This window comes from Stenotrophomonas sp. 2YAF26 (assembly GCF_052114625.1).
Taxonomy (GTDB): domain Bacteria; phylum Pseudomonadota; class Gammaproteobacteria; order Xanthomonadales; family Xanthomonadaceae; genus Stenotrophomonas; species Stenotrophomonas indicatrix.
Genome location: NZ_JBFRFC010000016.1, coordinates 45797 through 62012, shown reverse-complemented (window position 1 = coordinate 62012; position 16216 = coordinate 45797). Strand labels below are relative to the sequence as shown.

At 66.5% G+C, this 16216-nt stretch carries 12 protein-coding genes; 3 read left to right on the top strand and 9 right to left on the bottom strand.

Annotated elements, in window-relative coordinates; all coding sequences use genetic code 11:
* Positions 1 to 19: 19 nt before the first annotated feature.
* Positions 20 to 535 carry a hypothetical protein gene (locus AB4Y98_RS16325; RefSeq protein WP_025878222.1) on the top strand — a complete coding sequence of 172 codons (516 nt, stop codon included), beginning with the start codon at positions 20 to 22 and terminating at the stop codon, positions 533 to 535.
* Between the two features lie 74 nt (positions 536 to 609).
* Positions 610 to 1170 (top strand): queuosine precursor transporter, encoded by a 561-nt coding sequence (locus AB4Y98_RS16320; protein WP_025878224.1) that lies wholly within the window; start codon positions 610 to 612, stop codon positions 1168 to 1170.
* Positions 1171 to 1652: 482 nt separating this feature from the next.
* On the opposite strand, the gene glnE is transcribed toward AB4Y98_RS16320, so the two are convergent.
* Positions 1653 to 4448, bottom strand: a complete 2796-nt coding sequence (gene glnE, locus AB4Y98_RS16315; protein ID WP_442244704.1) for a bifunctional [glutamate--ammonia ligase]-adenylyl-L-tyrosine phosphorylase/[glutamate--ammonia-ligase] adenylyltransferase — start codon at positions 4446 to 4448, stop codon at positions 1653 to 1655.
* 375 nt (positions 4449 to 4823) lie between these two features.
* Here glnE and AB4Y98_RS16310 point away from each other — a divergent pair, with 375 nt between their 5' ends.
* A complete protein-coding gene (locus AB4Y98_RS16310; RefSeq protein WP_442244703.1) occupies positions 4824 to 6338 on the top strand; it encodes an acetyl-CoA hydrolase/transferase family protein in 1515 nt (504 codons plus the stop codon).
* 181 nt (positions 6339 to 6519) lie between these two features.
* Here the strand turns inward: AB4Y98_RS16310 and hglS are convergent, their stop codons facing one another.
* The 8 genes from hglS to AB4Y98_RS16270 all read right to left on the bottom strand — a co-directional run bounded on the left by hglS (position 6520) and on the right by AB4Y98_RS16270 (position 16199).
* A complete protein-coding gene (gene hglS, locus AB4Y98_RS16305; RefSeq protein WP_442244702.1) occupies positions 6520 to 7884 on the bottom strand; it encodes a 2-oxoadipate dioxygenase/decarboxylase HglS in 1365 nt (454 codons plus the stop codon).
* A 163-nt stretch (positions 7885 to 8047) separates the two neighbouring features.
* Entirely contained in the window at positions 8048 to 8536 is a 489-nt protein-coding gene (locus AB4Y98_RS16300; protein WP_442244701.1) for a hypothetical protein, read from the bottom strand.
* A 31-nt stretch (positions 8537 to 8567) separates the two neighbouring features.
* Entirely contained in the window at positions 8568 to 9320 is a 753-nt protein-coding gene (locus AB4Y98_RS16295; RefSeq protein WP_442244700.1) for an HAD family hydrolase, read from the bottom strand.
* A gap of 97 nt (positions 9321 to 9417) precedes the next feature.
* Positions 9418 to 9837, bottom strand: a complete 420-nt coding sequence (locus tag AB4Y98_RS16290) for an EF-hand domain-containing protein (RefSeq protein ID WP_025878233.1) — start codon at positions 9835 to 9837, stop codon at positions 9418 to 9420.
* A 227-nt stretch (positions 9838 to 10064) separates the two neighbouring features.
* Positions 10065 to 10436: a hypothetical protein gene (locus AB4Y98_RS16285; RefSeq protein WP_025878234.1), complete on the bottom strand. Its 372-nt coding sequence runs from the start codon at positions 10434 to 10436 to the stop codon at positions 10065 to 10067.
* 477 nt (positions 10437 to 10913) lie between these two features.
* Positions 10914 to 11627 carry a M15 family metallopeptidase gene (locus AB4Y98_RS16280; protein ID WP_442244699.1) on the bottom strand — a complete coding sequence of 238 codons (714 nt, stop codon included), beginning with the start codon at positions 11625 to 11627 and terminating at the stop codon, positions 10914 to 10916.
* Positions 11560 to 13116 carry a serine hydrolase domain-containing protein gene (locus tag AB4Y98_RS16275; RefSeq protein WP_442244698.1) on the bottom strand — a complete coding sequence of 519 codons (1557 nt, stop codon included), beginning with the start codon at positions 13114 to 13116 and terminating at the stop codon, positions 11560 to 11562. Before AB4Y98_RS16275 ends, AB4Y98_RS16280 begins: the two co-directional genes overlap by 68 nt.
* A gap of 83 nt (positions 13117 to 13199) precedes the next feature.
* Positions 13200 to 16199, bottom strand: a complete 3000-nt coding sequence (locus AB4Y98_RS16270; protein WP_208081651.1) for a TonB-dependent receptor — start codon at positions 16197 to 16199, stop codon at positions 13200 to 13202.
* Between the last annotated feature and the right edge of the window lie 17 nt (positions 16200 to 16216).

Genomic DNA, 16216 nt, shown 5'->3' with positions numbered 1-16216 from the left:
TCCTGACCAGGAGGTCACCATGCTTCGTTCCCTGCGCGCCCCCGCCGCCGCCCTGCTGCTCTCGGCCCTGACGGTGCCGACCGTGCACGCTGGTGCCGCCCCGCACATCAACAGCGGCCAGGCCAGCGTGCTGGTCACTTCGCTGATCGTGGTGTCGGTTCCACTGGCCACCTCGATGGGCCTGGCCGCACTGTCCAAGGCGCCGTTCAAGGCCAGCGAGCGCAATGGCCGGGTGGCCGAGCGCACTCCGGCAGTGCCGCTGCCGCCGATGGAAGTGAAGCAGGTGGCGACCACCGCCGCTGGCGAGCGCCAGGTGCAGCTGCAGGTGCCGGACAAGGCCGACCAGACCGCCACCCTGCAGTGGCCGGCGATCGAGGGCGAAGACCCGGTGGCCGGTTTCGTGGTCGGCCAGCAGGTGCGCTTCGACCCGACCGATGCCGGTGCCGGCTGGACAGTGAAGAACAGTGACGGCAAGGCCCTGGCCTATGTGCCAACCGCCTATGCCGCCGGCGACGCGCTGAGCGAGCAGCTGTAAAACTGAACGGCCGTTTTTGGCTTTGCGGCGGGCCGGGCGGATAATGGGCGATCCCCTTTGTCCCCTGGCTCGCCATGTCCGTGCGTCCTGCGCCTGTTTTTGCCCCGTTGACCGCCCGCGCCCTGGTGCTGGCGGTGCTGGCCATGGGCGCGGTGGTGCTGCTGTCCAACGTGCTGGTGCAGTACCCGATCAATGACTGGCTGACCTGGGGTGCTTTCAGCTACCCGGTGGCCTTTCTGGTCAGCAACCTGATCAACCGCCGCTTCGGCCCGGGCCCGGCCCGCCGCGTGGCGTGGATCGGGTTTGCGGTGGCGGTGCTGCTGTCGGTGTGGGTGGCCACACCGCGCATTGCGATCGCCTCGTGCTCGGCCTTCATCGTGGCCCAGTTGCTGGACATCACCGTATTCGATCGCCTGCGCCGCGGCAGCTGGTGGCGCGCACCGATGGTGGCCACCACCTGCAGCGCCACGGTGGATACCACGATCTTCTGGTCGATCGCCTTCGCCGGTTCCACCCTGCCGTGGGTGAGCTGGGCGGCGGGCGACCTGGCGGTGAAGCTGGCAATCGGCGTGTGCCTGCTGGCCCCATTCCGCGCGCTGCTGTGGAAGATGGCGCCGCTGCGTACAGCGGGCTGACCGCCTCACCGGTGGGTGCCGACCGTTGGTCGGCACGCTYCTTCAGGGTTCATCGCAGCTGAGAGATTGTGCCGACCAACGGTCGGCACCTACCAATGAAAAGCCATCGCCGGGCCCTTGATCCGGTAGCTGCCAACCTTGGTTGGCGCGCTCCTTGAACCCGGTGGGTGCCGACCGTTGGTCGGCGCGCTCCTTCAGGGTTCATCGCAGCTGAGAGATTGTGCCGACCAACGGTCGGCACCTACCAATGAAAAGCCATCGCCAGACCATTGGTCCGGTAGCTGCCAACCTTGGTTGGCACACTCCYTGAACCCGGTGGGTGCCGACCGTTGGTCGGCGCGCTCCTTCAAGGTTCATCGCAGCTGAGAGATTGTGCCGACCAACGGTCGGCACCTACCAATGAAAAGCCTTCGCCAGACCATTGATCTGGTGGGTGCCAACGATCGGCACCCACCCAAAGCTGCTACCGCCATTGCAGGCGGTCAGGCGAACGGTAGCTCCGCGGCGATGCACGCGGCGCGGATCGCCGCACACGCCTCTTCGATGGCCGGCGTGGTCGGTGCCAAGCGCGGCCGGCGATCCAGCGTGCAGGCCAGCCCGACCTCCAGCAGTGTGGCATGCGCGCCATGCAGCGCCTGTGCGGTGGCTTCGGGCAGGAACTCCGCCGCCGCCAGCGCGTCGATCAATGCAGGCGTGGCACGCGGCTGCAGCAATGCAGGGGTTTGCGCACTGCATGCCAGCACGCCGGTCTGCAGCAGGAACTCCAGGTCGACCACGCCGCCTGCACCCTGCTTCAGGTCGAGCCGCGCGGCATCGCTGCGGTCCAGTTCGGTGCGCATGCGCCCGCGCATCTTCACCACATCGGCATACAGCGTTGCGCGATCACGTTCGCGGCCCAGGGTCTGCGCACGTACCTGTTCGAAATCCTGCAGCAGGCTGGCATCGCCGGCCACGCCGCGTGCGCGCACCAGCGCCTGGTGCTCCCAGGTCCATGCGCGATCGCGCTGGTACTCGGTGTAGCTGGCCAGCGAAGACACCAGCGAGCCCTTGCCACCATCCGGACGCAGGCGCACGTCGATGTCGTACAGGCGGCCGGCGGCGGTGACCGCAGCCAGCAGCGCCATCACCTTCTGGGCCAGGCGCGCATACCAGCGGCCTGGTTCCAGCGGGCGCGCGCCGTCACTGGCTTCCACGCCCGGCGGGTGATCGTGCAGGAACACCAGGTCCAGATCCGAGCCGAAACCCAGCTCCAGGCCGCCCAGGCTGCCGTAACCGATGATCGCGAAGCGGCCGCCGGCGATAGCGCCGTGCGCGGCGTGCATATCGGCCTCGGCCATCGCCAACACCGTGATGACTACCGCCTGCGCCAGTTCGGCCAGTTGCCGGGTGCTGTCGACCGCGCCCTGGCGGCCATCCAGCGTGGCCATGGCCATGCGGAAGCTCAGCGCCAGGCGTGTTTCATTGAGCCAGCGCAGCTGTGATTCGGGATCTTCCACCGGCAGCACCTGCCGGCATTCGGCCAGCATGTCGGCGGCATCGGGCATCGGCCCGGACACGCGTACGTCCAACAGTTCATCCAGCAGCAGCGGATACGCGGCCAGGCGTTCGGCCAGCAGCGCGCTGCGTGCCAGCACGTCGACCAGTCGCGCAAGCGCGCTGGGCTGTTCGTCCAGCAGCGCCAGGTAGCTGGTACGGCGCAGCACTGCCTGCAGCAGGCCGAGCACGCGCTTGAGTGCGGCATCGGGCTGCGGTGAACGGGTGGCGGCGTGCAGCAGTGCCGGCAGTACGCGGTCCAGGCGCGCGCGCGCGGCATCGGACAGCGACTTCACGCCCGTGCCCTGGGCGAAATCGCGCAGTGACTGATCGGCGCCATTGGCATCGAGGAAACCGGCCTCGGCCAGCAGCGGCGCGTTGCTGCCTTCGGGCAGGCTGCGCCAGTAATTGGCCAGCGCATCCGGCGCTGCCTGGCCCTTGCGTGGTGCCAGCAGCGCACCGAACTCGGTACTGACACGCTGCTGCTGCACACGCAGTGCGTCGCGCAGCGCATCCCAATCGGCATAGCCCAGGCCGACGGCAATCCGCTCGCGATCCAGCGCATCGCTGGGCAGCACATGGGTCTGCGCATCGCGCAGCATCTGCAGGCGGTTTTCCAGCCGGCGCAGGAACAGATAGGCCTCGCGCAGTGCGGCGCCATCATCGCGGGCGATCTGCCCGGCAGCGACCAGTGCATCCAGCGCGACCAGCAATCGCCGCTCACGCAGCACCGGCTCGCGGCCACCGCGAATGAGCTGCAGCGCTTGGCACAGGAATTCGATCTCGCGGATGCCACCGGCACCGCGCTTGATGTCGTCGTGCATCTCGCGGCGGGCGACTTCAGCAGTGATCGCCGCTTTCATCTCGCGCAGGCCGTCGAGCGCGGTGAAATCGAGGTAGCGGCGGTACACGAACGGACGCAGTGTCTGCAGCCAGGCCTCGCCAGCGGCGATATCGCCCGCCACCGCACGCGCCTTCAACCAGGCATAGCGCTCCCAGTCACGGCCTTCGCGCTGGAAGTACTGATCCATCGCAGCGAATGACAGCGCGACGCGGCCTGCGCTGCCGAACGGGCGCAGGCGCAGGTCGACGCGATGGCTGAAGCCATCGACGGTGGTTTCATCCAGCAGCTTGGCCAGGCGCTGGCCGAGGCGGGCGAAGTACTCCTCGGCCGCCAGCGCGCGCGGACCGTCGGATTCACCGCCCTGCACGTAGGCGTAGACCAGATCGACATCGGAACTGAAGTTGAGCTCGCCACCGCCCAGCTTGCCCAGCCCGAACACCACCAGCTGCTGCGGTTGGCCGTTGTCATCGGCGATCACCCCGTGGCGCTGGGCGAACTCCTGCTGCAGGGCGTCCAGCGCCAACCGCAGGCAGTCCTCGGCCAACGCGGTGGCGCCCGCCAGGGTCTGCGGCACGTCATCCAGGCCGGCCAGGTCGCGCCAGATCAAGCGCGTGGACATCGCCGTGCGCCAGCGCCGCAGCTGCGCCGGCCAGTCACTGGGCTGCAGCGGGTCGAGCACCGGCGCCGGCAGCGGCGGGCAGCCCGGCGCGGCCAGCTGCGCCAGCAGGCCGGGCTGGCGCACGAGGGTGTCCAGGGCGAAGTCGCTGCTGATGGCCAGCTGCACCAGCATCGGCTGCAGTTCGGCCGGAATGGGATCGGGCACTGCCTGGGCCAGGCGCGCCAGCGCGCGGTGGACGAGGGGCTGCAGGGTGGCGGGCAATTCGGCGGGGGCGAGGGTCATGCACTGATTCTCGCGGGGTCGCATCTCTTTGCCAACGGCGAAGGGCTGCGACCGCTTGCTGCGATATCGCCGAAGGTTGCTGGGGTTGCCGGCCAGCGGCCGGCACTACCGATAATGGAGGCCGCGCATTCATCTTGGGCGACAGGCAATAAAAAAGCCCGCTTGCAGCGAACTGCCAGCGGGCTCTGCTCCCTCCCCCACGTCGGGATGCAGGGCCATCGTGCGGTGTACGAAAGTACTTTGCACGCTGCACTGCAAAACAAAACTGACGGGTATGGGAGAGGCGTTGCCGGAAACACCATTCCACGAAGGTAGAACCCCCCGTACGGCGGGGGATGGCCGATAATCGGGATTCCCCCCAGAAACGCTGTCGTCATGACTGTTGATCGCATCGCCAACGCGCGTCTTCGTGACCGCGTGGTCTCCGCCGAGGCCGCAGCCGCGCTGATCCAGCCCGGTGAAACCGTGGCCATGAGCGGCTTTACCGGCTCCGGTTACCCCAAGGCCGTTCCCGTTGAACTGGCCCGCCGCATCGAATCGGTGCATGCCCAGGGCCTGCCCTTCCAGATCAGCCTGATGACCGGCGCCTCCACCGCGCCGGAACTCGATGGTGCGCTGGCCAAGGCCGATGGCATCGCCATGCGCATGCCGTTCCAGAGCGACCCGGATGCGCGCAACCGCATCAACGAGGGCAAGCTGGATTACATCGACATCCACCTCAGCCACGTTGCCCAGCACGTCTGGTTCGGCTTCTACGGCGAGATCGATACCGCCGTGATCGAGGTTTCGGCGATCCGCGAAGATGGCTCGCTGGTGCCCTCCACCTCGCTGGGCAACAACAAGACCTGGCTGGACCTGGCCAAGAAGGTGATCATCGAGGTCAACGAGTGGCAGCCGGCCGGCGTCGATGGCATGCATGACATCTACTACGGCACCGCGCTGCCGCCGCACCGCAAGCCGATTCCGCTGGTCAATGCCAACGATCGCATCGGCGAGACCGCGCTGCGCTGCGACCCGGACAAGATCGTGGCGGTGGTGCGCACCAATGGCCCGGACCGCAACAGCCCGTTCAGCCCGATCGATGCGAACAGCGAGCAGATCGCCGCGCACCTGATCGAGTTCCTGCAGCACGAAGTGAAGCGCGGCCGCCTGCCGGCCAACCTGCTGCCGCTGCAGTCGGGCGTGGGCAACATCCCCAACGCAGTGCTGGCCGGCCTGGCCAAGAGTGGTTTCCGCGACCTGGCGGCGTTCACCGAAGTGATCCAGGACGGCATGCTCGACCTGCTGCGCGATGGCGTGCTGAGCTATGCCTCGTGCACCGGTTTCGCACTGAGCCCGCAGGCCAACGAGACGTTCAAGGAGAACATCGATTTCTACCGCGAGCGCATCATCATGCGCACGCAGGAAATCTCCAATCATCCGGAACTGGTGCGCCGCCTCGGCTGCATCGGCATGAACGGCATGATCGAAGTGGACCTCTACGGCAACGTCAATTCGACGCACGTGATGGGCACGCGGATCATGAACGGCATCGGCGGTTCGGGCGACTTCGCGCGCAATGGTTTCCTGTCCGCGTTCCTGAGCCCGTCGACGGCCAAGAACGGCACCATTTCAGCGATCGTGCCGATGGCCAGCCACGTCGACCACACCGAGCACGACGTGTCGGTGATCGTGACCGAACAGGGCCTGGCCGATCTGCGTGGCCTGACCCCGCGCAAGCGCGCGCAGGTGCTGATCGACAACTGCGCGCACCCGGATTTCCGCGCGCAGCTGCAGGACTACTTCGATCGCGCCAGCCGCGAGAGTTACGGCAAGCACACCCCGCACCTGCTGCCGGAGGCGTTGTCGTGGCACCAGCGGTGGCTGGATACGGGCACGATGAAGGGCTGATGTGAAAAGGCCGGGCAGATGCCCGGCCTTTCTTGCCCACATCCGGTAGTGCCGCTGGCCGGCTCCCCTCAGCAACGGCCGCACGCCGGATGCTCGCCTGGCCCAAAAGCTGCCGGCCAGCGGCTGGCACTACCAGCAATCGGACATCGCTCGCCGGCTCCCTGTAGCGGCCGGCACACCTTCAGGCGGTGCGCAGGCTCGCCAGCGATTCGGCCTGGATGCGCTCGTAGATCTCGAACTCATCGTTCACCGCCGCGCCCAGCGCCTGTTCAAAGGCCTCGCGATTGGCATGGGCGGCGTACGCGCGCTGCTCGCCACCGCCCAGGTTCGACTGGAAGATGCCTGCGGCACTGACCGGCAGGAAGTCCTCGTAGACGATCGGGTCGGCCGTGGCCAGGCCCGCGGCAACCAGCACTTCGGCCGGCAGATCGGCCACGCGCTCCGGCGCGGCGCGGCCAGCGTCGGTCAGCTGGTAGCGGTAATACCCCAAGCCTTCCTGGCGCAGCGTGTCGTGGTCATCCGGGAAGCTAGCGAACACCGCCTGCAGGCGCTGCCCATAGTCGCCACCGGTGCTGCCCGCGCCGCCGGCATCGCGCGCCTGCGTCAGCAGCTGGTCGTACAGCGCGCGTCCCTTGGCGGTCAGCGCCAGGCCGCGCTGCTCGATCTCGCCGAAGCGCGCGGTATGGGTACCGGCGTCGCCGCCTTCGTTGCCCGGGAAGTGCACGGCCTCTTCCAGCGCCTTGAAGCTGGTCTGCCGCAGCAGGATCGGGCAGGCGCGACGCGGCGGGCCCTCGATCACCGCCTTGGCGGCCATGCCGTGCTCGATCATCGCCGCCTGCGCAGCGTCGATGTCCAGCGTGCGCGGGGTCAGGTGGTTGATGTGCGGGCCACGGAAGCTGACCACGTCGGCCACCAGCCGGTGCGCCTTGTGCAGGGCATGGTAGGTCGGCAGATCGACGGTGGCGTCGCCATGCCAGCGGAAGGTCTCCAGCGCCTGCTCGACGAAGCGCTCGGCATCGGCCTGGGTCAGGCCACCGTCACGCTCGGCCTGGTCGATCAGCGCCAGTGCGTCGTCGGTGAAGATGCGGCGGCGGGCGAGGATTTCGGCCGACTGTGCACGCAGTGCCTCGTCTTCGATCAGCTCCAGGCGCAGCAGCGAGGTGAACACGCGGAACGGGTTCAGTGCCAGCGCGGCGGCGGTCAGCGGACGGAAGGCGGTGGAATGCACCGGCACGCCGGCCACCGACAGATCGTAGTAACCCACCGGGTACATGCCCATCACCGCGAACAGGCGGCGCAGGGTTGCCAGTTCCTGCGGGGTACCGACGCGGATCGCGCCATGGCGTTCTTCATCCAGGCGGGCACGCTCGTCGTTGCGCAGCAGCTGCGCGGCCAGCGCCGGGTCCTGCGCCAGGACCTGCGTGTTGATCCGCTCCACCAGTTCCACCAGCGTGCCGTACAACGGCACTTCGGTGCGGTACATGCGGGACATGGCCTGGGCGAACAGGCGGCGGATCACATCAGGCGAAACGAAAGAGGCGCTCATCAGTCACTCGATTACGGGAACGGGGAACAGCTCGGACCCGTATTGTCGCCGGAGCGCGCGGCGGCGGCGATACGCAGAGCAACATGACCTGCGATGGGTAGTGCCGGCCGCTGGCCGGCAACCTCTGCGTCGGGGGCATGCAGTTGCCGGCCAGCGGCCGGCACTACCGTTTGAGCTGGCGCTTCAGCGTGGCATCGAGGGTGATCGGCCGATCCCAGTGCTCGTAGCTGGCCACGATGGCGTGGCGTACGGCGCGGTAGTGCAGGTTCTGCGGCTTGGCCGGCATCCGCTTCACCACCTCGGCCCAGCCGCCCTCGGGATCCTGGCTGAAGGCACGCACGCTGTCGCGGCAGGTCTGGCCACTGGCCTTGGCCCAGAAACAGGCGAAATAGATGTCGCCGGCCTGCCACTGGTGGGTGGTGGCCAGCGCGGCGATGTAACCCCGCGGTACACCGGCATAGCGCGATACCTCGTCGAGGAAGGCATCGGGGTAACGCTCGGCGTAGTGGTTGATATCGGCCAGCTGGGTGTCGACCCAGGCATCGCCGGTATCCACCTCATAGGTCGCCGAACGTTCGGCGGTCTGCTGCGCCAGCACGATGGCCGGCGCCAGCAGCAGGGACAACAGCAGGGCGCGCAGTGACAGTTTCATGCTTCGATTCTGCCGCAGCGGCCGCGCCGTGTCAGGCCGCGGCAGCGGCCTTGGCCTCGATCGTCGCCAGCGCCGCCGGCCAGTCCCAGGCGGTATCGGCGTTGACCATGCGTGGTTCGTTGTCGGCCACGCCGTGCTGAGTCTCGTGCGCCCAGGTCACTGCGTACGGGGTGTGGATACCCCAGCCGCCGAGGGTGATCACCGGTTCGATGTCCGAGCGCAGCGAATTGCCGACCATCACGAACTGCTGCATCGGCAGGTCGAATTCGGCCAGCACGCGGGCATAGGTTTCCGGGTCCTTCTCGGACACGATCTCGATGCGCGGGAACAGGTCCGCCAGCGCCGCCACCTTGATCTTGGCTTCCTGGTGGAACAGGTCGCCCTTGGTGATCAGCACCACCGGGTACTGCGCGGCGATGGCAGCCACCGACTCGCGTACGCCGTCGATCAGTTCGACCGGATGGCGCAGGGTGTCATGGCCGATGTCGAGGATGCGCTGGATGTCCTTGGCTTCGATGCGCTGCGAGGTGATCTCGATGGCCGCTTCGATCATCGACAGCGTCATGCTCTTCACCCCGTAACCGAACACGCCGAGGTGGCGCTGCTGCACTTCCAGCAGGTGGCGGGCGGTCTGGGTGTCGTGGACGTCGATGTAGCGCGACAGCAGGTCCAGGTAATCCTGCTCGGCCTTGCGGTAGTAGTCCTCGCTCTTCCACAGCGTGTCGTCACCGTCAAAACCGACCAGGCCGATGGCGCGCGAGGGCGCAGGCGTGGAGGTGTTCATCGCCCTAGGATACAGGCGCGGCGATGACGAAAAAAACCCGGGTGGCCGAAGCCACCCGGGTTGCCCATGCACCGGTTGTCCCGAATTCAACCGTGGATCAGCGACCCTGGCCTGCTGCCGTGCCACCCGCGCCGGCACCCGCCTGCTGGGCGGCCACGTAGGCCTTGTACTCGTCGGCGCTCAACTGGCCGTCCTTGTTGGCATCCGCCTGGTCGAACACCTGCGCAAGGCCCGCATTCACCTGCGACTCGCTCTTGCTGATGGTGCCGTTGCCATCGGTATCGATGCTGGCCCACGTCTGGCCGCCGCCGTTGGCCTGCGCCGAGGCTGCTGCGGCCGCGTCGGTGGCCTGGTCAGCCGCCTGGCCTGCCTGTGCCGCCGCCTGCTGGGCCTGCGCCGCTTCGTTCTGTGCATGCGCGGCCTGCTGCTTGGCCGACTGCGCCATCGCCGGGATGGCCAACACGCTGCCGGCGGCGACGATCAGGGCGATCAGGGGCTTGCGGTTGCGAATAGTCATCTGGGGTGTCTCCTGAAGGGTGGTAGTGCGCGGTCGTTGTCTCCGCACGGCACCTACCCTGCCACCGCGTTTCTGAATCGATTTTGCGCCGCGATTCCCTCGAACACGCATGGTTAACCACTGGCGCAGACGCATGCGTTAGCGCGGTGGTTAGTGCGAAGTGAGCAGGTAGTAAGACGAGCATTCAGCGCTGCAGGATTTAACCTGCAGCGAACGAAAAACCTGCGTCAGTCGACGGTTTTTTCCGATGACCGCGAACTGAACAACACCCATCCCAATGCAACACCGGAGAGCGCACCGGCGATCTCCAGCACCACGCGGCTGCCCAGTTCGTTCGGATCGTGGATGGTGGACAGGAACAGGCGCGCATACAGCGGCGACTCCAGCCGCACGATGCCCATGTAGAACAGCTTCCAGGCGTCGATGCCGGCGGAGATGATCACCGCGATCACGCACGACCAGCCGATGGCATGGCCCACGGTCCAGTGCAGCAGCCGGCACAGGTGGTGCCACAGGAAATACACCAGCAGGCCGACCAGCAGGGCGATGAGGCCCGCCTCGAGCGTACCGAGCAGGCCGAAATGCAGGGGAAGGTTCATCAGGCGGGGACGCAGGAGACGGCGGCCAGTGTAAGGGTATCGGCAGGGCTGCGCCTTGGTACGCGCCATCGCATACGCGCTGTCGCTCCCACGCTTCGCTGCGCGAACCGCGGGCCCCACTTACCAGCTTCCAGACCCCCGCCGCTTCGCGGCCGCCCCCTGACTCAGGGGGCTCTTCCCCAGACGAGTACCGGCGGCTTCAGTAGATCCACGCCATGCGTGGATGGATCTCCATCGAAATCGAATATTTCGACAATTGAACGATGAACATCCACGCATGGCGTGGATCTACCGTGTCGACCAAGGTCGACACCCAACAGGAGCAGGGGATGGCGCGACCGAGCTTACAGGGACGTACTTGCAGCGTCCCCCGCAACCGGACCCACCCCGCCATCCCACGGAATGCCCGCTGTTGCTGTTGCTGTTGCTGTTGCCGTCAATTCGGCGGGTGCAGGGCGCAGCCCTGCCGACAACCCCTTACCGCACTGGCACGTCGTAGGCGGTACCGAGGTCCGGCTCGGGCTGCAGCGTGTAGTGCCACCACTCCTGCGCATAGTTGGCGAAACCACGCCGTGCCATCGCCTGTACCAACTGCTGGCGGTTGGCCTTCTGCGCGTCAGTCAGGCCGGGCGTCTGCGTATGCGCGCGCGGGCCGAAGAAATCGAAGTCGGTGCCCATGTCCATCGGCGTACAGCGCCCGCTGCGGCAATCCAGCAGGCCCAGATCCACGGTGGCACCACGGCTGTGGCCGGAGCGCTCGGCGATGTAGCCGTCGCTCAGCAGCTGCGGCTTGTCCAGATCCGGATACTGCATCGCCTTGCGCGACTGTTCCTGCGGATCACGTACCCAGGCCATGAACGCCTGCACCGCGCGCACCGGGCGATAGCAATCGTAGAGACGCAAGCCAAAACCCTGCGCGCGCAGGTCAGCTTCCACAGCGGCCAACGCCTTTGCCACCGGCGCCAGCAGATAACACGCGGGCGCTTCATAGCCGGGCACGCGCGCAGCAGTGAAATTGTTGGCACCGGCGTAGCGGATGTCCATCTCGATGCGCGGCGACAACGTGCGGATCTCCACCAGTCCCGCCGCAGTGACGTCGGTGGCGGGCGAGATGCGCGGCGGCTCAGCGGCGTGGGCCGCCGCTGCCAGGGCAATCGCCAGTACGAGTGAAATGCAGGTCCTGGAAGTCATAGCTGAAGTCGATCTCCGGATCGATGGCGCGCAGTTCCAGCGTCGGCGTGTCTGCGCCGGGATTCAGCCACGCCTGCGCCGAGGGTTCCAGCGTATCCCACTGCAACAGCCAGCGACCCTGCAGCTGCTGCACCGTTGCCTGCAGCGTGGGCGATTTGTCGACGCTGAAGCGCAGGCCATTGCTGGTGGGGCATAGCGAGGCGGGGCCAAGCCAGGGATCGCGGTAACGCCCCTGCCATTGCACCAGATCAGTGGCTGCAGCCGGTCGGGCAGCCCGGGTAGAGGGTGCACGACTTCCCGTGGCGGCACGCGCGGCCTGATCGGCCTTCAGCTCGGCCAGGTAGTACCCCACAGGTTGCGCGTCATCCGGCGCGGTGAACTGTTTCAGCGTCGACTGCATCAACGCGGTGCGGGCTTCTTCGGCCTCGCCGTTGATCAGCATCACCACGCCGACCTTGCGATCCGGCAGCAGCGCCAGCGAGGAATACATGCCCGACAGCGTACCGGTGTGCGCGACCTTCCAGTGCCCATCCATGTCCGACACCCGCCAGCCCAACCCATAGCCATAGAAGTGGGCGTTGTCCCACTTGCGTTGGCGTTCGCCCAACGGCATCGGCATGTGCAGCGTCCACAGCATGCGGCGTTGCTCGGCGCTCAGCCACGCCGGTGCCAGCGCCGGGTCCAGCAGCACCTGCATCCAGCGCGTCATGTCGCGCAGCGAACAGCGGATGCCACCGGCCGCCATCGACGTCAGATCGGGGCTGAGCGTTCCATCGGCACCGGCCACCACATTGCGGCCATCGCGACGCATATGCGGTTGGGCGACATTGCCGACCTGCTTCACCGACCATGCGCCCACCTGGCAACGGGTCATCCCCAGCGGTTCAAACACCCGCTCGCGCATCAGCTGGTCATACGGCTTGCCACCGGCGGCCGCAGCCACCTCACCGGCAACGACGTACATCAGGTTGTCGTAGGCGTAGCCGCTGCGGAAACTGGTGACCGGCTTCAGGTGTGCCAGCCCGGCGATGACATCGCTGCGGGTGAAGGCATTGGGCTCGGGCCACAGCATCAGGTCACCGGCACCCAGGCCGAGGCCACTGTTGTGAATCAGCAGATCGCGCACCTGCAGGTGTTCGCCCACCCACGGGTCATGCATGCCGAACGCCGGCAGGTGGCGGCGTACCGGGTCGTCCCAGCGCAGCTTGCCCTGCTCCACCAGCGTGGCCAACAGCGCGGCGGTCATCGCCTTGCTGTTGGAGGCGATCTTGAACAGCGTGTCTTCGTCGATGCGGCCGCCATCACCGCGCGCGCCTTCGGCGTGGCGATAGACCACCTGGCCATCCTCGACCACCCCCATCGCCAGCCCCGGCAGGTGCTCGTGCTGGTCCACGAAGGCGATGTCGGCGTCCAGGCGTGCGGTGTCCACCGCCCCTGCTGGGGCAGCGGGGCTGGCCAGTGCTACAGCCAGTAGCAACAGACGATGCAAGTCAGTCTCCGTCAGGCAGCGCGCAGGCAGGCACGGCGTTCATCACGCCACGCCGCCCCGCAGGGCGGCGCGCAGATGCATCCTCAATAATTCCAGGTCACCGTCAACTGCGCATAGCGCGGCGACTGGAACCCCGTGCCATAACCATACATCGGGTTCGGCGTGCCGATGCTGTCCTGCGGTTCGTAGTCCTGGTCCACGGTGACCACGCGCTGCTGGTTGAGCACGTTGTACACCGCCAGCTTCAGGCGCAGGTCGGTGGGGATCGGCACCTTGTAGGAAACGCTGACGTCCAGATCGTAGGTCCACGGGGTACGTCCATCGCCACCGCGCGGCGAATGCACGAACACGCGTTCGGAGGGTACCGTCGACTGGCAGTTGGACACACACACGTAATAGCTGTGGAAGTCGGTGTCGTCGAAGGGATTACCCGCACCGAAGCGGGTGATCGGACTGCCCGACTGCACGCCCAGGGTGGCGGCCACGCTGAGGTTCTCGGTCAACGCGTAGCTGCCGCGGAACTTGAACTGATGGCGGCGGTCATTGGCCAGATAGCCATAACCGCGGTAGTTCACCCATGGGTTGTCGAAATTCTCGGTGCGGCCAGCGTCGGCGAAGTCGGTATCGGAGTTGACCGGGCCTTCGGCATTGCCCCTGCCGTAAGCCAGCGTATAGGAGGCATTGAAGCCCCACTTGCCATCCCACGCGCGATCGACCTGCAGTTCCAGCGCCTTGTAGTCACGCTTGGGCTTCACCCAGCCGCGTTGGCCCACGTAATTGCCGTCGTCGTCATACAGCGCCCAGCCTTCCTTGGAGGTGTCGATGTCGATCCAGCCATCGTTGCTGCCATCGCAATTGGTGTCCCCCCAGACTGTGTTCGTGCGCCCGGGGTTTCCCATGATCCAGACGCCGTCGATCGCACCACACTGGCCGGTGGCGGTGATGTTCATGTCATCGATGGCGTTGCTCAGGCGCCGGTAGGTGACGCTTGCGGCAACCGACCACGATTCACTCAGCATGTGCTGGAAGCCTAGAATCGCCTCATCCTGGTAGACCGGATCCATGTCCCGGTTCACTTCGGCGCGCAGGTCCGGGACGCTGCCATCGCCTTGCGAATTGTCGACCGGACCGATCTGGCCGCCCAGGTTCGGCACGTTGTTGGCGGCGCCGGTGTAGCCCAGGAACTCATACCAGGTGCGCTCATCGAGGAAGCCACCGGCCTGCTTGATGTTGATGACGTTGGCCACCGGCAGGTAGTAACGACCCAGGTTGCCGAACACCTTGGTGGTGCCATCACCACGAACGTCCCAGGCGAAGCCCAGGCGCGGCGCGATCATGTTGTCGATCTTGATGTAGCTGTCGCCGTCGCCGCCCTTGTTGTCGAACCCTTCCACGCGCGCGCCGATGTTGAGCAGGAAGTTCGGGGTGACCTGCCAGTTGTCTTCCAGGTAGTAGGCTGAGTTGATGGTCTCGAACGACCCGGCCACTTCGTAGCGGCGGGTACGCGCGACCAGGCCGCTGGCGGGCACGGTGCCGCCGTTGAGTGAACTGCCCGGCGTGCGGTAGTAGATGTCGTAGCGCAGGCCACCGGGACCGGGATAGGCGCGCTCGTAGTCGGAGGTGTTTTCTTCGCGGTCCAGGCCAAAGCGCAGCAGATGGTTGCCGATGGACCATTCAAAGTCGGCGCGCGCGGCCTTGCGCGTATCCAGCGCCGACTCCAGCTGCGAGCTGCTGGTGCAGCTGCGGTCACCCTGCAGGTTGGAAGGCACGCCCTGGCTGGCAGTGCGGTTGTCGAACACGCGGTTGCAGTTCTCGTCCATCAACGAGCTCTGCGTGCGGTTGCGCTTGTTCTCGCCATACATCAGCTTCATGGTCAGATCGTTGTTGACCTGCCAGCTGTAGGTGCCCGACCAGTTCCTGCCGCCCACCGTGTTGTAGATCTGGTTGTTGCGCTCGGCTGCGACAGTGCCGGTGTCATGGTCGTAGCGATAGACGTCGGTGACGGTATCGCTCTTGTCGGAGAATCCGAACAGCGACAGCATCTGGTTGTCGGTGATCTGCCAATCCAGCTTGCCGCCCCAGAACGGATCATCGGCGGTACCCCGGTTGAACACGGTACCGGCATCATTGGTCGAATTGGGCGTGTAGTCGCGCGCTTCGTACATGCCGAAGAAGAACAGCCGGTCCTGCACCAGCGCACCGGAGGCGAACACATTCAGCGCACTGCGCGAGTAGTCGTCACGGCTGGCGGTGATGTAACGGCTGCCGTCGCCGTCATAGCGGTCGCGCGCCTGCGACTGCCAGGCACGCGGCTCGAACACCAGTTCGGCACCGGCCTTGAAGTCGTTGCTGCCCGAGCGGGTGACGGCGTTGATGACGCCGCCAGTGCTGCGACCGAACTCCACCGAGTAGCCGCCGGTCTTCACCTGGAACTCCTGGTAGAACGAGAACGGCACCGACGAGAACCCGACCCGGTTGTAGAAATCGGTGACGTTCAGGCCGTTGATGTAGACGGTGTTCTCCGCCACCGACGAACCACCGAAGGAGATGCCCTGTCCACCCAGCGAGCCCTTGCCCTTCACCGCGCCAGGCGCCAGCAGCGCCACCGCGGTGATGTCACGGTCCACCGGCAGCCGCGACAGTTCCTCGCGGGTGATGTTCGTGGCCGACTCGGTAGACTTCACGTCCACCATCGACACCACCTGCGGCGCGCGTACTTCAACGGTGCCCAACGTGCTGACCGCGCCCAGCGGCACATTCACCGTGGTTGCACTGCCCAGGCTGACGGTGACCTGGCCGACGCGGCTGGCAGCACCACCCGGCAGGCTGACCTCCATGTCATAGGTGCCGACTGGCAACAGCGGAATGCGGTAGCTGCCCTTGCTGTCGGCCTGCACCGAACGCACAAAGCCAGTGGCGGGGTTGCGCACGGTAACGGTGGCACCGGCAGGCACCTGTCCGGCATCGCTGGTCAGGCGGCCGACCACGGCTCCGTCCTGTGCGAATGCGCTGGGCGCCAGCGTGGCCATGCACGCGCCGAGGGCGACGCACAAGGCCGCCCGCTTGATGTTGTAAGCCTTCATCCCCTGCTCTCTCCTGC

Bases quoted from the DNA above. Each gene is read 5' to 3' on its own strand.
- AB4Y98_RS16325 (WP_025878222.1), top strand. From the start codon at position 20: ATGCTTCGTTCCCTGCGCGCCCCCGCCGCCGCCCTGCTGCTCTCGGCC.
- AB4Y98_RS16320 (WP_025878224.1), top strand. From the start codon at position 610: ATGTCCGTGCGTCCTGCGCCTGTTTTTGCCCCGTTGACCGCCCGCGCC.
- glnE (WP_442244704.1), bottom strand. From the start codon at position 4,448: ATGACCCTCGCCCCCGCCGAATTGCCCGCCACCCTGCAGCCCCTCGTC.
- AB4Y98_RS16310 (WP_442244703.1), top strand. From the start codon at position 4,824: ATGACTGTTGATCGCATCGCCAACGCGCGTCTTCGTGACCGCGTGGTC.
- hglS (WP_442244702.1), bottom strand. From the start codon at position 7,884: ATGAGCGCCTCTTTCGTTTCGCCTGATGTGATCCGCCGCCTGTTCGCC.
- AB4Y98_RS16300 (WP_442244701.1), bottom strand. From the start codon at position 8,536: ATGAAACTGTCACTGCGCGCCCTGCTGTTGTCCCTGCTGCTGGCGCCG.
- AB4Y98_RS16295 (WP_442244700.1), bottom strand. From the start codon at position 9,320: ATGAACACCTCCACGCCTGCGCCCTCGCGCGCCATCGGCCTGGTCGGT.
- AB4Y98_RS16290 (WP_025878233.1), bottom strand. From the start codon at position 9,837: ATGACTATTCGCAACCGCAAGCCCCTGATCGCCCTGATCGTCGCCGCC.
- AB4Y98_RS16285 (WP_025878234.1), bottom strand. From the start codon at position 10,436: ATGAACCTTCCCCTGCATTTCGGCCTGCTCGGTACGCTCGAGGCGGGC.
- AB4Y98_RS16280 (WP_442244699.1), bottom strand. From the start codon at position 11,627: ATGACTTCCAGGACCTGCATTTCACTCGTACTGGCGATTGCCCTGGCA.
- AB4Y98_RS16270 (WP_208081651.1), bottom strand. From the start codon at position 16,199: ATGAAGGCTTACAACATCAAGCGGGCGGCCTTGTGCGTCGCCCTCGGC.